The 19,495-nt window shown below is 39.1% G+C and carries 4 protein-coding genes; 3 read left to right on the plus strand and 1 reads right to left on the minus strand.

Annotated elements, in window-relative coordinates; genetic code table 11:
• Positions 1 to 76: 76 nt before the first annotated feature.
• Together JM79_RS12880 and JM79_RS12885 are read left to right on the plus strand one after the other, a co-directional pair.
• Positions 77 to 10,372, plus strand: a complete 10,296-nt coding sequence (locus tag JM79_RS12880) for a LamG-like jellyroll fold domain-containing protein (protein ID WP_141878538.1) — start codon at positions 77 to 79, stop codon at positions 10,370 to 10,372.
• A 155-nt stretch (positions 10,373 to 10,527) separates the two neighbouring features.
• Positions 10,528 to 17,490: a LamG-like jellyroll fold domain-containing protein gene (locus JM79_RS12885; RefSeq protein ID WP_141878539.1), complete on the plus strand. Its 6,963-nt coding sequence runs from the start codon at positions 10,528 to 10,530 to the stop codon at positions 17,488 to 17,490.
• A gap of 7 nt (positions 17,491 to 17,497) precedes the next feature.
• Here JM79_RS12885 and rsmG read toward each other — a convergent pair whose 3' ends face one another.
• Positions 17,498 to 18,127, minus strand: coding sequence for a 16S rRNA (guanine(527)-N(7))-methyltransferase RsmG (gene rsmG / locus JM79_RS12890; RefSeq protein ID WP_141878540.1), 630 nt, complete (start codon positions 18,125 to 18,127; stop codon positions 17,498 to 17,500).
• 158 nt (positions 18,128 to 18,285) lie between these two features.
• On the opposite strand from rsmG, the gene JM79_RS12895 reads away from it, so the two are divergent.
• Positions 18,286 to 19,473, plus strand: coding sequence for a pyridoxal phosphate-dependent aminotransferase (locus JM79_RS12895; protein WP_141878541.1), 1,188 nt, complete (start codon positions 18,286 to 18,288; stop codon positions 19,471 to 19,473).
• Positions 19,474 to 19,495 lie beyond the last annotated feature (22 nt).

The raw sequence follows: 19,495 nt of genomic DNA on the forward strand, positions 1-19,495 counted from the left end.
ACGCAAGGAAACCTGCGTAACTCCTACTACTGCTACCCTACGTGATATTTATTATTGTAATTAAACCGCCAGACTTATGGTTAAAAAATTACATTGGAATCTGTTTTTCTTACTATTCATTCTCCCAATTTTAAGTTGGGGGCAATGTCCTACGTCTGTAGGTATCACATCTAATCAAGGAGCAAGTATTTGCCAGGGAACTGATGTCACTTTTACTGCAAACCCAACCGGAGGAACCTCACCCGTATATGAATGGACTCTGAATGGTACAGTAGTTGGCAGTTCTTCGACCTATTCATCAAGTAGTCTGACTAATCAAGATAAAATTAGAGTAAAGGTTAGTTCTTCAACCGATTCAACTTGCGAAACTTTCAGTGATATTTTTACCATTACTGTAAACCCCAATAGAACCGGAACTGTTCAGATTCAGGCCAGCAAAACCTCAATTTGTCCTGGTGAAAATATTAGCTTCAGTATTGCATCAGTTTCCAATGCTGGAAGTGGTGCGGTTTACACTTGGAGAATTAATGGAAATACTGTAGGAAATAATAGTACTTCTTTTTCCAGTAGCGCACTGCAGAATAATGACGAAATTCAATTAAGTATTCAGTCTGGTATTCCCTGTACTCCAGACTTTAGTAGTAATACGATTATTATACAGGAAAAACCGGGAACACCCTCCCAACCAGCAAGCATTTCAGGAAATAATACTGTATGCCCTGGAACTACGCAGACATACAGTATTACGAATGTAACTGACGCTTCCGAATATGTCTGGACATTACCTTCTGGATGGTCTGGTAGTAGTGCAACAAACACAATAGACGTTACTTCAGGTTCAGCAGGTGGAAATATAAGCGTACAAGCAAAAAATAGCTGTGGTACCAGTACAATGCGAGACCTGAGTGTTACTGTACAACCAAATACTCCGAAAACCCCGGGAACTATTACTGGTCCCATTTCGGTCTGCCCGGGAATATCAGTAGATTATAGTATCGCTGCAGTTTTAAATGCAACAGAATACGTTTGGACTTTGCCGAATGGTACTGAACAAATAACAAATGATCCAGATATAACAGTTACTACTAATACTTCTGGTAGTAGTAATATTTCGGTTAAAGCCAGGAATAGTTGCGGCACGAGTGCTTCAAAAACATTATCAGTTACTGTAAAAGCGGGGAAACCGGCTACTCCAGGAGCTATAACCGGGGATACCAATATATGCCCGGCAACCACACAAACCTATTTAATTAAGGCAGTTCAGGGAGCTACATCTTACAATTGGACCCTTCCAAATGGCTGGACCGGATCAAGCTCTACACGTACCATAACGGTGACAAGCAATGCTAATGCAGGTGATATTGTTGTAACCGCTGAAAATGATTGTGATATAAGTGAATCCAGAACTCTAAGTATCGCAATAAAAGACGGAACACCTAATACTCCAGGAATAATCTCTGGAGCAACTGCGGTTTGTCCAACTACTTCAGAAACTTATACCGTAGCCGCAGTTGAAGGCGCTACAGAATATATCTGGACCATTCCTGGCAGCTTTTCAACCACCAGTACGGTTACAACGAATCCTACATTAAATATTACGGCTGGTAATTCAGGATCAGGTAATATAACTGTAAAAGCAAAGAATGATTGTGGTACAAGTACAGCTGCGAGTCTAGCAATTGGTATAAGCCAACCAGCTCCCGTTTTACCGGGTGATATAACCGGACCTACAAATGTTTGCAGTACCTCAACAGGAATAAGTTATTACATTCCTGCCGTTGCAAATGCTACCTCTTATTCATGGTCACTTCCACCAGGATGGACTATAACTTCCGGAAGTACTACACGTACTATCACAGTAAGCAGCAGTTCTAACAGCGGTACAATTTCTGTAATAGCCAGAAACGATTGTGGGGATAGCCCAGCAAAAAGTATTGCTGTTAGTAGTACCAACGGAGTACCTTCGCAACCGGGAGCCATTACTAGTAGTTTGGGGAACAATCCTAATGTATGCCCTCCATTAAATGGAGTAACTTTTAGTGTTCCTCCTGTAAGTAACAGTACTAGTTATACCTGGAGTCTTCCTCCCGGCTGGAATATTACAAGCGGTGAAAACACGAATACAATAACAGTTAATATTACTGCCAATGTTGACCTGAATAATGGAATTGTCAACGTAAATGCTAATAATATTTGCGGCTCTGGTACTTCCTCTGCCAATTTCAATGTTACCTTAGGTAATTTTGTAGTTGCGGATATGGGTGGGGACATCACAATTTGTAAAAACATTTCCCCAATACAAATTAATGCTGCAATAAGTTTTGGTAATAAAGGCTTAAAGGTTGTAGATGTTTATTCGCCGGACGATCCAAGTTTCAATCCAAATATCCCAAATGGAAAAGTAGATAATTTTTCATTTACCTACACCCCTACTTCTTCACATTTCGCAGACGATTCATTTAGAATAAGGTTAAAAACTGAAGATCCAAATGGCGCCTGTGATTCTAACGAAGATTTTAACGATGAAATTGTTATTTATTTCCTAGACAACCCCATAGCAAGTTTCGTCACCTCTAATTCTGAAATATGTTATAATACCAACACATCATTAGATATCAGCGGAACTCCAAACACATCCGTTACCTACTCAAATGGTTCGGGAAATGCTACGGTTGCTCTTGATGCTTCCGGTAAAGGGACAATAGCTACAGGTAACCTTACTCAAACAACCACCTATACTCTTCAATCTATTGCATATACAGATGGACCTGGTTGTTCACAAAATATTTCTTCTAATTCGACCATAACTGTTAACCCAATCCCTTCAGCAACCTTAACGTATAATGACGGCCCTTTCTGTAATTCAGATTCTGCTTCGTATTTGCCATCGTTTACAAACACAGTTGGTCAATTTCAAGAAGGAACATTTTCAGCTACAGGCATAAATGTTAATGCTACTGATGGATCTTTTTCTCCTAATGGGGTTAGTCCAGACACCTACACAATCACCTATAGTTTTAACGATTCACAGTCTTGTAATTATGCAGATATTACTACAGATATCGTAGTTTATGATGTGATCACCATCCCTTCTCAACCTACAGATACAAGAGTTTGTGAGGGGGATGCAATAAACTTGTCTATAGAAGCAACGGGTGATGGTCTTGGATACCAATGGTATAAAGGAAGCGGTACAGGTTCACCCATTAGCGATGCAACTTCTTCTGACTTTAATATTAGTACATCGTCTGCTTCAGATTCAGGAACTTACTATGTAATAATTACGGGGATATCTCCATGTACTGAATTGAAATCTGAAGAAATCGAAGTAATTGTAGATCAAAACATTGAGATTACTGAAATTTCGACTGATGCTCCAAACAATGAAATTTGTGAAAATGCATTGGTAACTTTTTCGGTAACTGCTACTGCAGGCACAGAAAGTCTTCAATATCAATGGCATAATTCAGACGGCCCGATATCGGGCGCTACAGGAGAAACATATGTTCTTAACAATGCTTCCCTAACTGATGCAGATGATTATTATGTTGAGATAAGCGGGAGTAATGGATACATATGTGATTCGGCAACTTCAGAAACTATAACTTTAGCTGTGAACGAAATTCCGAATGCAGATATAAGCTATTCAGGTCCATTTTGCAATTCAGATTCAGAAGTAAAAAGCGTTAGTTTCAGTAATACGGCAGGCGATTATACTGGAGGAAGCTTTTCATTTACAGTGATCTCAGGCGGCAATAATCTTAATATAAATACTGAATCTGGTGAAATTGATTCTTCATTAAGTGATCCAGGAGTTTATGAAATTAGTTATAGTACAGCTGAATCTGGAGGTTGCGCTCAAGTTATTGAAACTACACAAATAACAATTACAGAAGCTCCTACAGCTAATATTAGTTTTGCCAACGATCAAACTGAATTTTGTAATGATGCCAGCCAGGGGATTATTACCCCTATTCTAACGGGAACAGGAAATTATACCGGAGGTACATTTGACGGTATTTCAGGTATAAACACATCTACCGGAGCCATAGATCTAAATGGAATTGTTGCAGGAAATTATTCAGTTACCTACTCAATACAAGCCTCAGAGGGTTGTCCTTCACAGATTGTAAGTATTGATATTGTTGTAAATGATAAAATAAATATCACCTCCCAACCTTTTAACATTGGAGCGTGCTCTGGTGCTGAAATTCAACTTGAGGTAGCAGCCTCCGGTGCTGATTTAAATTATCAGTGGTTTAAGGGTACATATCCTGGAACAGCAATAACCGGAGCCAATACTGCCATTTTCGGGATTTCCCCAGTAAATTCGCCAGATAACGGAATTTATTATGCAGAAGTTTCGGCGGCTAATTCATGCTCGTTGGTGAGATCGGAAGAAGTTACGGTAAGCGTAGATGAAAATATAATCGTTACTACTCAACCGCAGGATGAGTCGGCTTGTTCTGGTGATGATATTACATTTAATATTGCAGCGACAGCAAATGGAGGATCAGTGAGTTATCAATGGATGTTTAACGGTGCAAACCTTACAGGTGAAACAGGAGACTCTCTAACTCTAACATCTTTATCTCTTGCTGACGCCGGAGAATATTCAGTATTCATAGAAGGACCAGATGGATATACCTGTTCAACAATAGCTTCTGGAGCTGCTACACTTACTGTCAATGAACCACCAACAGTGAATGCCGGAGATAACTTCGAGGTATGCACTGGTAGTAATAGTTTTAATATTGGTGAAGATGCAACTGCAAGTAATTTTTCAAGTCTGCAATGGAGTTCTTCCGGCGGCGGTACTTTTAGCGATGAAACCGCGTTACAAACCACTTACTCTCCAGCAACAGGTGAAACAGGATCAGTAACACTTACATTAACCGCTAATGGTAATGGAGTTTGTTCTTCCATTACAGATGACCTCATCGTAAATATCGAACCTCTCCCAGTAATTTCATTGTTTAAATATGCTGCGGAAGAATTTTGTGTTTCCATTTCTGTTACTCAGGCTCCAACAATTACTGGTGAAAACGCTTATCTCAATGGAACATTTAGGGTCACACCTACTGATGCTGGAGATGTACTTTCTATTGATGCTGCAGGAAATATCAATCCTTCATTAAGTGATCCTGGTGAATATATCATTACTTATGCAACTCCTTCATCTGGTATTTGCGATGTGGTAGAAGCAGATTTCACTGTAATTATTGGCGATTTGCCGGATGCCTCTTTCAGTTATGATGCTGAAGAATATTGCAGGAACACAAGAGAGGATACTGTAACCGACCCGGCAATTACGATCAATGCCGGCGGAGAAAATGCAGATAGTTTTTCATATACTGGTTCAGGAAACCTAGAATTGGAAAGTACAACAGGAGCCATAGATATATACAATTCAGAGGCTGGTGAATACATAATTACCAGAACTATTGATTATTCAGGAGATAATGAGGATGGTTGTGATCCGGTTTCAGAAACCTTTACGATCACTATTAATAATAAACCTATACCGGACTTTAACTATGCTAGTTCTGAATTCTGTTCAGATGATACTGATCCTTCTCCTACAGCTGCAAATAATGGTGTTGGGGTATTCACTTTTGCTCCAACCGCTGGAGAAGGAGGTAACCTACTTTCTATCAATCCCAGTTCCGGAGAAATAGATCTGGATACAAGTGATCCAGGGTCATACATCATCACTAATACGGTAGACAATTCAGATGATGTATGTGAAGAAGTCTCCTTTGAATTTGAGATGACTATCTATGAGAAGAAAGATCCGACTTTTACATATACAGAAACCGATTATTGTATATCTGAATTACAGGCTACGGTTACACCTGGATTTGCTTCCGGAGGAACTTTTTCAAGTACAACTTTAGGCAGTAATTATTTAAATCCTGTAACTGGACAAATAGATTGGGAAAATATATCAAGTATAACTGGCACCCATAACATCACATATACTATTCCTGCGAATGGGACTTGCGAAGCAGTATCGCATGATTTTGAAATAAAAATTGATGCACTTCCAGAGGGCGGTGAAGCTTTATGGTCTAAGAATGATGAACGACTTTTTCTAACATGCGCCAACCCTGTTTCAGGATATGCAAGTACTCTGAATCTTATCGGTTATGTGGGAGAGATCATTGGTTGGGAGTATAGAGGATCCTCTTCAACTTCCTGGAGTTCTATAAATAGTACAAATGCAACACTAACGGAAAATCAAATAGAGTCAGCAGTATCACCGGGAGATGAATCTACAGTATTTCGAGCATTATTATCAAACAATTCATGCGATGGTGGAGTTTATTCCGAACCGGCTATTGTTAGCGTAATTATAGCTGATATTAAACCTACTCCTGTACAGGTTGATAAAGATATTATATGTATAGGTGACACGATAAGCTTAAGTTCACAAACAGGATATAGCAGCACTGGTGAGAAATTTGAAGGAGGACAATTCACTGAAGCGGGAATTAAGAATAAAGGCTGGAGATTTACAAATCCAAGTGGTGGGTCAAATGACTATTCTGCAGCTGCAAATAACGGCAGAGCAGATCACTGGTTAAAAATGAACGCGAGTGGCGGTCCTGATGGCAAAGTCTTTACTGGTAATCTTCCAAATTATAATAATCCTTCTACTATTCGTTGGACTTCAATACTAAACGTTAATGAAAAGTTTGCCTTAGTTACCGGGGATAATGTTTCACTAATGGAAACTCCAGTTTTTGCATTGAATGGAATGGATGAAGCTATCTTCACATGGGATCAGGGTTATAATCTTTCTGAAGGAGCTAAAATTACCGTAGAAATATCTACAAATGGCGGTGCAGACTATAACACGGTTTTATATACTCTTACCAGCGATGGCAGTGTAGAGGTTGGAAGTAGTGGTAATTACCTCGATTTTGGTGGTGGTACTCCTCAATCCAGACCCAAAAATAAGATGGTTATTGACATTGGCGACTACCTGGGTCAGTCAAATCTAAGGGTAAGATTTAATTATGAAGGAGTTCGAGACGGAGATGTTTGGGCTGTCGATAATGTCAAGGTACCAGAAGGACCACAGGATATATTATTGCAATGGTATTATGATGAAGATTTAGATAATCCAGATAATGAATTAGAAGAAATTGGAGAGGTTAACGAGTACACAGTAAATTTCATTCCAAGAAAAATTGGATGGAATGATTTCGAAGTTCAGACAAGAATAATATTAGATAGTAATGGTGAGCAATGCCAGAGTGTAGATAATTTTGAAACCATTAGAGTTTGGGCTTTTGACGAATATATAACCGAAGTTTCTTCGGCTGTAGGTGCATGTGGTAGCCTCTCCATAGTTCTCAATGCTACGGTCACAGCAACTGAACAGGCTATGCAAATAGTAGAGTACCCTACGCTCGATGGTTATGTAGGTAGCTGGAAAGTTTTTGACTCCAACGACATTGAAGTTACAACTGGCTTTAGCTTCGATAACCAGGATAACAGCAGCAATCTTGAACCCGTAAAGGACCCGAATGCTATTTTTACTGCGGAAAATTTAGGTGACTATCAAATACGATGGGTTCTTACTCCAACAGCTACAGATGAAAATGGAGTCTTGATCGAAAATGCAGGTTGTCCACCAATAGATAATACAGAAACAATTAGCCTGGTAGATTGCGTAACCCTCGATTTTGACGGTTATGATGATTACGTGGATCTAGGAAATAATTATACCGGCAGTTTCTTTTTAGAAGCATGGATAATGCCATTCGATAGACCACTTCCAGAGGGCGGAATGACAGATGCTTCAAAAGGAACCATTTTTAGCACTCCGGGATTTGAACTTAGTATGGAGAATCTTCCTGAATTTGTAGTGCCTAACAACAGGTGGTACCATATTGCGGTCTCCAGTAATGGATCTACCTTGTACATAGATGGAATAAATGCAGGTAGCATTTCTGTCAATACATCTGGAACTAATACTGCAGCAATTGGAGCGAGATATAGTGCCTCGACTAAAACTGCTACCAACCACTTCTCAGGATGGATAGAAGAAGTTAGGATCTGGAACACTGCACCATCAGAAAAAGAGATTCGTTTCATGATGAACCAGCGACTTAAACTTAATTCTTCAAATCAGGTCGTTAGTCCTATTGAAGGGGAAGTTGTGCCAAACAGAACCGTTGATGGCAGTTATTATACCGCCGGTGGTTTTAATTTAGACGAGGATGGAGTGAGTTTCTATGATCAAACTGCGGCTGACCTTGCTGGATATTATCGACTTTATTCCAATGATCCAGATCCGGATAATAAACTTCCAGGTTACTTCCTGGATGTTCTCAAACCATTGAACGGATTTACACCCAATCATGCTAATGCAGCGAATCCTGGAAGAATGGTCAATATTGAAACAGATCAGGAGAATACATCTCCAACACCATACTTTTCATATACCGATGGTTCTACATGGACAGATATCAATACCTGGGCAAGACCCGAAGTTTGGGATGCACCTAATAGCCTAGGTAATGATGGCACTTCAATTGACTGGAACATAGCAAGAATCAATCATACTTTTAAAGCCAACAGAGCTATTACGATGCTCGGTCTACTTTCTGAAACCACAGGTAAGGAATTAACTATCAATGCTAGTAATCCAATAACCATTAGTCACTATCTGTATCTAGACGGTAGTATAGATTTGCAGGGTGAATCTCAGTTATTACAAAACCACGGAAGTATTCTGGCAAATGAAAGCGCTGGATTTGTGGAAATAGATCAGCAAGGTAGAATGAGTAGTTTTAATTATAATTACTGGACCAGTCCCGTCAGTACCCAGGGTTCTTCAAACAATTCGGGTTACCGACTCCTAGATGTCCTTATGGATGGAACCAATGCCGAAAATCCTACTGGAATTAACTGGAGAACTGGATATTTCGATGCAGATGGAGCAAGAACTTCACCTATAACGATCACCGATGCCTGGATCTGGGATTTCAGAGGTGGCGACGCAGATATCTACGGAGACTGGCTCTTTATGGGTAAAGATTTTATGCAAATTGCAGGCGCTGGTTATTCTATGAAAGGAACAGATGGTACTGTGGCTCCAAATCAAATGACGCAGAATTATGTTTTCCGCGGAAAACCAAATAATGGCGATATCCCTACTACCGAATTGAGTCTGAATTCAACACAGAATTTTCTAGTAGGTAATCCATTCCCTTCCGCTTTAGATGCAGACGAATTCCTTAGAGATAATCTAAAAAGTGTAGGAACTGGAACTGGAAATAATTCTCAAAACATTTTCAATGGGACACTTTACTACTGGGATCATTTTGCCGGAAGCACTCATATTCTCGAAGAATATGTTGGTGGTTATGCAACCTATACCCTGGCAGGTTCTGCACCTGCAATTCTAAATGACTGGCGTATAAGCCAGGTAGGTGGAAATGGAACTAAAAAAGCTTTGCAATATATTCCGGCAGCACAAGGTTTCTTTCTGAATAGTGCTCCAGTAAATGGAAATACATTTGGTGGACAGATTCAGTTTAATAACACGCAGAGAGTATATGAACGTGAATCGACTGGTGCTTCAATATTTTTACAGCAGGAAGATAATCCTAAATCAGCAAAAAGAAATACTCAGAAAACTTCCGAAGATGAGCGAGCAAAAATTAGGCTGAAATTTGAATCTCCGGCAGGTTATCACAGACAGATTCTGGTTACCAGAGACGCAAATACCACGAATGGTTTTGATGTTGGTTATGACGCTCCGCTTATTGAAAATAATAAGGAAGATATGTACTGGTGGTTTGCAGATAATAGATTTGTTATTCAGGGAGTTCCTGATTTTGAAAAGGAACAAGTACTACCACTAGCTATAAAAACTTCTTCGGAAGGATCTTTTACTATAAAAATAGATAGCACTGAAAACTGGCCAGCAAATAAAGAACTATACCTGAAGGATAAGCAGCATGACAGTATTCATGACTTGCTTGCAGCTTCTTACATAGGCACTACCACCGAAGGAGAAATTAGCGATCGTTTCGAAATAGTATTCTTTAAAGAAATCGGCCAGGAACCTGATCCCGTGGTTATTCCAGAAGAACCTGAACTGCCAGTTGTTGATGGGTTAGTAGGAATATCTTACAGCACCTTCAGTAGAAACGTCAAAATCAGTAATGAGGATTTACTGAAAGTCGAAAAGGTTTTAATCTATGATATGGGTGGTAAGCTGATTCAGGAATTCGATGGTCTACCTTCAGAAAAAGAGATTTATCTAGGCTTAAGGCCAGTGAGATCTGGAATTTATATCGTCAAGGTTTTCTGTGAGAATGCTATCTGTAATAAGAAGATAATAGTAAAATAATAGAAAGTAGTTTCTTACAAGAACAAATTAACAGACCTGCGATTTGTTTAGATTACTGAATTAAAGACTTTTATCTTTCAATTTTTACGATATACTTAACACTTTTAATCGAATTTATATTACTTTTACCGATGAAAATCTAGATCGGTAACCTTATGAAACAAATTACTATTGGACCCCAACTCCAATTTGTACTTTTTTCGCTATTGTTTTTTTTCTCATCTGTAGTATTAGATGGGTCAGAATTACATGCGCAAACCATAAATGCAAATTCTACAAATCCTACCTGTGAAAATTCAGCAGATGGATCTATAACAATCACCGTTAGCGGTGGAACCTCTCCCTATACTTACAATTGGACAGGAACAGGAGTTAGTACTACAGCTCAGAATCAATCAAATCTTACACAGGGGACCTACTCCGTTGAGGTAACTGATAGTTCAGATCCAGCTAAATCCACTACAGAAACTTTCACACTAACTGCTGTAGATAACGAAGATCCTATTGTTCAGACTAAAAATATTACTATCCAACTGGATGATACAGGTAATGCAAGTATTACTACCTCCGATATTAATAATGGTTCTTCAGACAATTGTGCTATCGATAATATAAGCTTAAGCAATACTATGTTCGACTGTAATGACATAGGAAGCAATTCAGTATCGCTAATTGTCTCCGATAAATTTGGGAACTCCTCTTCCAAGACTGCCACAGTTAATGTGCAAGATAATGTAGCTCCCATAGTACAGACTAAGAATATTACCATTCAACTGGATGCTTCAGGTAATGCAAGTATCTCAGACGATGCCGTGAATAATAATTCCACTGATGCCTGTAGTAGTATAAGCTTTGATACAGATATCACAGATTTTAACTGTTCCAATATCGGAGCTAATTCTGTAACCCTTACTGTTACCGATGAAGACAGTAACTCAGCTAGTGCAAATGCCACCGTAACTGTGGAAGACAAAATTGCACCTACGGCGGTTGCTCAAAATATAACTATTCAGCTGGATGCTTCAGGAAACGCTTCAATTACTGCTGCTGAAGTTGATAATGGTTCAGGCGATAATTGTGGGATCCAGAGTTTAAGTTTAGATAAAACCAGTTATGACTGTACTAATGTTGGATCTAACAACGTGATATTGACGGTAACCGATAATCATAATAATTCCAGCACGGCCACTGCGACCGTTACTGTCGAGGATAATATCGCTCCCAACGCAATTGCTCAGAATCTCACAATTCAGTTGGATGCTTCAGGAAACGCTTCGATTACTGCTGCTGAAGTGGATAATGGTTCAAATGATAACTGTGGTATTCAGAGTTTAAGTTTGAATCAGACCAATTTTGACTGTACTGATGTTCGCGCGAACAATGTGGTATTAACTGTTACCGATGTAAATAATAATTCCAGTACAGCGCCTGCTACAGTCACCGTCGTAGATAATATTGCTCCCAATGCAATTGCTCGGGATATAACAATTCAGCTGGATGCTTCAGGAAATGCTTTAATAACCGCTGCTGAAGTTGATAATGGTTCGAATGATAATTGCGGAATTAAAGATTTGAGTCTGGATATCACAAGTTTCAATTGTTCTAATGTTGGGGTAAACGACGTAGTTCTCACCGCTACCGATCTTTACGATAATATAAGTACGGCAAACGCTACCGTCACCGTTGAAGACAATATCCCTCCTACTGCAATCTCTAAGAATATTACAGTTCAGCTGGATGCTTCAGGAAATGCAAGTATTACAACGGCAGATATAGACAACGGATCTTCGGATAATTGTGCAGTTTCCAACTTAAGTTTGGACAAAACTGAGTTTGATTGTTCCAACGTGGGTGACAATACCGTTACTCTAACAGTTACTGATGTGAACAATAACGTAAACACTACCAATGCTACGGTAACAGTTCAGGATAATGTTATTCCGGTAATAAATGCGGTATCCACTATTACTTCCGATAGTTCAGAAGATAACTGTTTTGTTAGATTAACTATACCCAACCCAGGGGCGACCGATAATTGCCAGGTATCAAATCCTGTTGGTACGAGAGATGATAGCCAAAACCTTGACGATTCATTTCCAATTGGTATTACAATAATAACCTGGAATGTTACCGATGAGAATGGACTGGTTGCAGAACCTGTAACGCAAGAGGTGATTGTTGAAGATAAAACCCTCCCGGTAATTGATCATAACGGTGACAAACAGGTTTTTAATGATCCAGACACATGTGGCGCCAATGTGAACGTTGTAGCTACAGCTGAGGATAATTGTGAAGTTAGTTCTCCTGTTGGTGTTAGAGATGATGGGCTCGAACTCACAGATCCCTTTCCTGTAGGCTCAACAAATATTTTTTGGAATACAACAGATAAGAATGGTAACGCCGCTGTAGAAAAAGTGCAGGTCGTAACAGTGGAGGATAATGAAAAGCCTGTAGTTCCGATTCTTGAAGATATCACAGCGGAATGTTCGGTTACTTTAACTCCTCCAACGACGACTGATAATTGTGATGGAGAAATTACCGGTACAACGGGTGTTACTGATTTAACTTTTGACACATTAGGAGAACATACAATATATTGGATCTTTACAGATTCTTCTGGAAACCCAACCCCGTCCGTTGAACAAAAAATTATAATTACTGATAATGCTCCTGAGCCGAATGCCATTGGAACTTTACCAGCGCAAACTTTTAAAGGCTGCCAGATTTCAAGTATTTCAGAATTTGTAAGACCAACTGCAACAGACGAATGTGATGGTCAAATTATGGGAACACTGGCGGAAGATTTTCTTTTCCCATATTCTGTTATTGGATCTAACATTATTGAATGGGAGTTCGTAGATAGTCATGGCAATATCTCAGTAATTCCACAAGAAATTCAGCTTATCCCAGAAAACATCGATGGCGGTGAGTTAAAAGGATATCTAACCACCGATGGAGCTGGTACTTCCAGTGAGGAAGTTGATATTACTGCATGTGCATCTGGTTCAAATCAAATTCAAATGAAACTTTCAAATGAAATTGGAACAATTGTTCGATGGGAAAAATTTGAAGTTGGTACTGGATTTTGGGAAGTTATAAATAACACTTCAGATTCTTATTCAGTCACGTTTGATGCTTCTACTAGTGAGTCTACACTTTTTCGCGTATTGATTCAGAAAGGAACTTGCAATGAATACTCCAATAATTTTTACGCTCGAGCTATTCCACCTGATACGGCTCCCATTTTAGATCAGAATTTATTCAACATTTGCCTCAACGAATCAGTTTCCTTAGTGGCACGAAATGGATTGACTGTACAGGAAGATGCTTTAACGGGAAAAGGAGGTGATTTCCAAACCGGACAGTTTCCAGATAAACACAATCCAGATATGTGGAGAATTGATGGGGCTGCCGCCGCCTCTCATTTTACTGCAAGTGCTAATAATGGTAAACCTACAAATTGGGCTGCAAAAGGTGATGGTAAAGAGCTTGGATCAATATATTATAGTTCTGGAGCTCCAAAATTTGGAATAGCACAAGGAGATTATTCATCATCTTGGATAAAGAAGAAACAACCTCAAGTTTACCAAGGAGAATCAACATTAGAAACTCCCATATTCAGTTTAGAAAATATTAGTCAAGCATCGCTTGAGTTCGACCAGGCCTATAACTTAGTGAATAGTGATTATGCTACTTTGGAATTGTCCTTGGACGGGGGAAATACTTATTCAATAACCCTACAATCATTATCGGGAGGAGATACCTGGGATTATTCCGACCCTGCAAAAGCCACAACCCCCCCCTCTTCACCCACCAATTATAATTTTGAAAACGATAATTCTACATTCGATTTAACGCCATACGTAGGTAATTCTGAAGTTAGAATAAAATGGACTTTTCATGGCACTTCTGATGAAAGTGCTTGGGCTATTGACGGTATCTCAATTCCTATAGAACCTTTATTAGATGAAATAGAATGGACTGATGGATTAGGGAGTCCTGATAAACCTATTTTATCAAATGGTAGATTGGAAACCACTTATACTTTTACTCCAGACGCTCCAGGATATCATGAATATGGAGCAACAGTTCTGGTAGATGGATGCAGGGCCTACGACCTAAAAGGAACAGCTATGGCTAATGTTAATGTAAATTATTCATATGCAGGCGAAAATATAATATATAGTGCTGAGGAATGTGGTAATAATACTGTAAGATTGAACGCCTATGATAATGCCTTAACTGCTAACGAAAACTCTCACAAGGGCGCTTATCCGGATAAACCTGAGCCCTGCTTAACTTGTGATGCACCCGGAACGCAAGAGGTAGGAAAGTGGACTTATGTTACCTCAACGAATTCTTGCGAAAATGGCTTGTTCTCATCTAGTAACCCAACAAAATATCCAGATCCAACTAATGATCCGAATGCAACTTTTAGCGCAGGACCCGGCACATATACTCTTACATGGACAGTAGGTGGTTGCACAGATGACATAACTGTAGTAATTACTAACTGCGACAACGTTAATTTTGATGGGGAGAATGATCATGTTGATTTCGACGACAATTTTAATCTTAGTGGGGCTTTTAGCCTTGAAGTTTGGGTTAAACCGGAAACTCTTTCCGGTAAACATACCATATTATCAAAAAGAGATGGTAACTATTCCAATAGTGCCCCTGGCTATGATTTAAGAATTACTAACGGCATTGTCTCATTTAATTGGGATAACACCGGAGTAATCTCATCACCTCATAAAATAATTGATAATAGCAGATGGTATCATATTGCACTAACACATACCAGTACTGGGGAGTATCGACTATATATAGATGGCTTGCTTATGAAAAACACAGGTGGAGCCGCTCCGACCGCAAACGATTATCGAGCGATTTTAGGTGCTATGGATATGGAAAACTCCCTAGAAACTAGAGATTTTTTTCACGGCTGGATGGAAGAGTTGAGAATCTGGAATGTTGCGTTAACACAAGACCAGATCAAATTAATGATGAATCAGCACATCACGAAAGGCACGAATGCCGAGCTAATTGGTGAAGTCATTCCAGTTGCTACCGAATTGAACTGGAGTAATCTGGAGGCGTATTACCGAATGGATAACATAAGCTGTGGAAACCTGGATGCATATACCCTTGATGGCTCCACATTTAAAGGTAATTCTGGAAAACTATTGAATATTACCTCTCCTCAACAAACTACTGCGCCGCTCCCTTACGAATCGGCCAGTAATGGGAACTGGGATACTATGAGTACCTGGCTATATCCAGACGTCTGGGATGCGCCAAACTCAAAAGGTATTAATGATCAATTGATCAATTGGAATATTGTGGTTGCAAAACATAACATCACGAATTCTACCAGAAATATTAATTTACTAGGCTTAGTTTCTGAAAGTGGCACCATCGAATTTGAAGGTACTACCAATGTAAATAGTGGAAAAGGATCTGGAAACGGATTATTAATTTCACATTATTTGAGATTAGACGGGGTGATAGACCTGAACGGAGAATCGCAGTTAGTACAGCTAGAGGGTAGTATCATTGCACCAGAAAGCTCAGGCAATTTACAGATAGATCAACAAGGAAAAGCTAATAGTTACAATTATAACTATTGGACTTCACCTGTTTCAAATGCATCTGGTTTGAACAGTGGTTTCTCCTTAGATACTGTATTATATAATGGCGCAAATCCATTCACATTTCAGGCAAATTTTCGTGCTGCAGATGGAAGTGACATTGTTATAAGCTCATACTGGTTATACACATTTAGTGGAGATGCTGATGATTACTTTACATGGCTGCAATTCGATGAAACCTTTAAACTAGAACCAGGAATTGGTTACAGTATGAAAGGAACTTCAGGTGCTGCAGATTTGAACGTTCACCAGAACTATAGTTTCCGTGGTATGCCTAATAATGGAGATATTTCCGTAGCGGTTGGTGAGGATCAAAATTTACTAACTGGAAATCCTTATCCTTCAGCAATAGATTCAGAAATGTTCATTGAAGAGAATGCTATTCAACAGCAAAATTTCAATGGCTCACTTTATTTCTGGGATCATTTTGGTAAGATAAACACCCATTATCTGGAAGAATATGTTGGAGGTTATGCCGTTCTAAATAAATCCGGATCGGTATCCTCTGCGAGCTCTATAGACTCCAGAATCGAAACGGAAACAGATCTTCGAGGCTCAAAAAAACCAGGAAGATATATTCCGGTAGGTCAGGGATTTTTCATCAACACTCAGGGTGCTTCAAATCCACAGCGAATAACTTTTAAAAATAAATATAGAGTTTTTGTCCCTGAAAGTTCCGGAGACTCCCAATTCCACTCACAGGAAGAAGATCCGAAGAAGTCGGCGGAGAATGAATATGAAAAGGATACCAGGCACAAGATTAGATTAAAGCTGGAATCTCCTAAAGGTTATCACCGACAAATTCTTGCTACTGCAGATGTAAATACTACCGATGGTTTCGATCTTGGATATGATGCCCCGCTTATTGAAAACAATGTGGAAGATCTCTACTGGATGATTGATGAATCTGAATTTGTAATTCAGGGTGTACCAGACTTCAATAAAGCCAGAGTTTTGCCTATAGGTTTCAAAATTGCAGAAGCCGGCGAGTATACTATCAAAATCGATGAACTGGAAAATATTCAGAATGAGATCGACATATATCTTTTGGATACAACAACCGAAGAGTATCATGACCTTATGAAATCTGATTATACGATGAGTACAGATAGTGTAGGTATTTTTAATGAGAAATACCAGATCGTATTTCAGAAGCTTGAAGAGGAAGTTTCCGAGGAAGTTGTAGAAGAAAAGCCTGAAGTAGAAGAAGAATCAGACCCAGATTTTCTGGATATGAGATATCTTCGCCAGACAGATGAGATTGCGCTATACAATCCTGATCTTCAGAATATAGATTTTGTAGAGCTTTACAGCGTATCTGGACAGAAAATAATGACCTTCAGCGAAATTCCTACGGAAGAATCAATAAGCCTCCGAATTCAGCAAAAATTGAGTTCTGCAGTTTATGTAGTGAAGATCTATGTTGGGGAAAAGAGCTATTCCAAGAAGGTGATCATTACCAAATAATCTGGAATTAACCTTTATATTTCATAGGTAAGTAGACTACTTTCTTAGTATCATAGAAGTCTTCTTCAAAATAATCGGATAGCTCAAAAATCTGGGCTGTCCGATAATCCTGTAATTCTTCTGAAAGATCTCCGCCTTTTAGATACAGAATTCCGTTTTTGAAATCGTGTTTGCTTTCCTTGGCGATCTTACCTTTCACCCAACGAACAAAAGTTGGCATTACTGCTACCGCTCTACTCACAATAAAATCATACTGACCTTTCAGATCTTCTACACGCTGATTATAAGTGGTGACATTCTCAAGTTCCAGACCTTCTGAAACCTCATCGACCACTTTAATTTTTTTACCTATAGAATCAACAAGATCAAATTTGGTTTCAGGATGCAAGATTGCTAAAGGTATTCCTGGAAAACCGCCGCCGGTTCCAACATCCAGAACTCTTGATCCTGGAAGGAATGCCTGAACTTTTGCTATTCCCAATGAATGTAAAACGTGGCGAATGTATAATTCGTCAATATCTTTCCTGGACACTACATTAATTTTAAGGTTCCAGTCCTTATATAACTCTTCCAGTTTTTCAAACTTCTGAAGTTGATCTTCAGTTAAATTTGGGAAATATTTCTTTATTAGTTCCAAAGCATTCAATTTTCAGCAAAAATAGGCATTTTTTTATGTCCATTTTTTCTGAATAAACAGTAGCTGAAAATTTTAATATTATAACTTTGAAATGTTTCCGAAGCAGATGCTACATTGAATAAAAGGAGCATTTTCAGAATCATTAAAAAATTAAAGACATGCAGGAAAAACTATCGAACCGAATTAATGCGATGGCAACATCCCAAACGCTTGCAATGGCAGCGAAAGCCAGAGAATTAAAAGCTGAAGGGAAAGATATTATTGGATTAAGTCTTGGAGAACCAGATTTTAATACTCCAGATTTCATTAAGGATGCCGCAATACAGGCCATTAATGACAATTACAATTCCTATACGCCGGTCGATGGTTATGTTGAATTAAAGGATGCTATTATTTCTAAATTTAAAAGAGATAATGATCTTAGCTATGATCGCTCACAGATTGTTGTCTCTACTGGTGCTAAGCAATCCCTGGCTAATGTAGCCATGGTTGTTCTTAATCCCGGAGACGAGGTGCTTCTACCCTGCCCTTACTGGGTAAGTTATGCTGAAATTGTGAAACTGGCAGAAGGTGTTCCAGTAGAAGTTCCAACCAGTGTGGAGACCAGTTTTAAGATCACTCCAGAACAACTGGAAGCATCTATCACTCCTAAAACCAAAATGATCTGGTATAGCTCTCCGTGTAATCCAAGTGGAATGGTGTACAGCAAGGAAGAATTAAGAGCACTCGCTGATGTACTTAAACAATATCCAGATATAGTGGTGGTAAGCGATGAAATCTACGAGCATATCAATTTTGTAGGAGATCATGCTTCCATGGCTCAATTCGAAGATATGTATGACCGAACGGTGACAGTGAATGGTGTTTCAAAAGCATTTGCCATGACCGGATGGAGAATTGGATATATTGGAGCTCCGGCTTATATCGCTCGAGCCTGTAATAAAATGCAGGGACAAATCACCAGTGGTGCGAACTGTATTGCGCAGCGTGCTGTGATCACTGCTCTGGAAGCTCCGGTAAGCAAGATTAGTCATATGATCGATACTTTTAAATCAAGAAGAAAGCTCATTATTGATCACCTGAATGAGATTGACGGATTTGTTACTACCGAACCTGAGGGAGCGTTTTATGTATTCCCTAATATTTCGGCCTTCTTCGGAAAGACTATCGATGGTACTAAAATTGAAAACGCAAGTGACTTTTCGATGTTATTATTGGAAAAAGCGAATGTTGCCACAGTAACTGGTGAAGCTTTTGGAAATCCTGACTGTATTCGTATTTCATATGCCGCAAGTGAAAGTCAGATCGAAGAAGCTATTAAAAGAATAAAAGAAGTGTTATCATAATTGCAGTTATACACAAAACAAA

It is taken from the genome of Gramella sp. Hel_I_59, from assembly GCF_006714895.1.
Lineage (GTDB): Bacteria > Bacteroidota > Bacteroidia > Flavobacteriales > Flavobacteriaceae > Christiangramia.

Coding starts and splice junctions, on each gene's coding strand:
- JM79_RS12880 (WP_141878538.1), top strand. CDS start 77: ATGGTTAAAAAATTACATTGGAATCTGTTTTTCTTACTATTCATTCTC.
- JM79_RS12885 (WP_141878539.1), top strand. CDS start 10,528: ATGAAACAAATTACTATTGGACCCCAACTCCAATTTGTACTTTTTTCG.
- JM79_RS12895 (WP_141878541.1), top strand. CDS start 18,286: ATGCAGGAAAAACTATCGAACCGAATTAATGCGATGGCAACATCCCAA.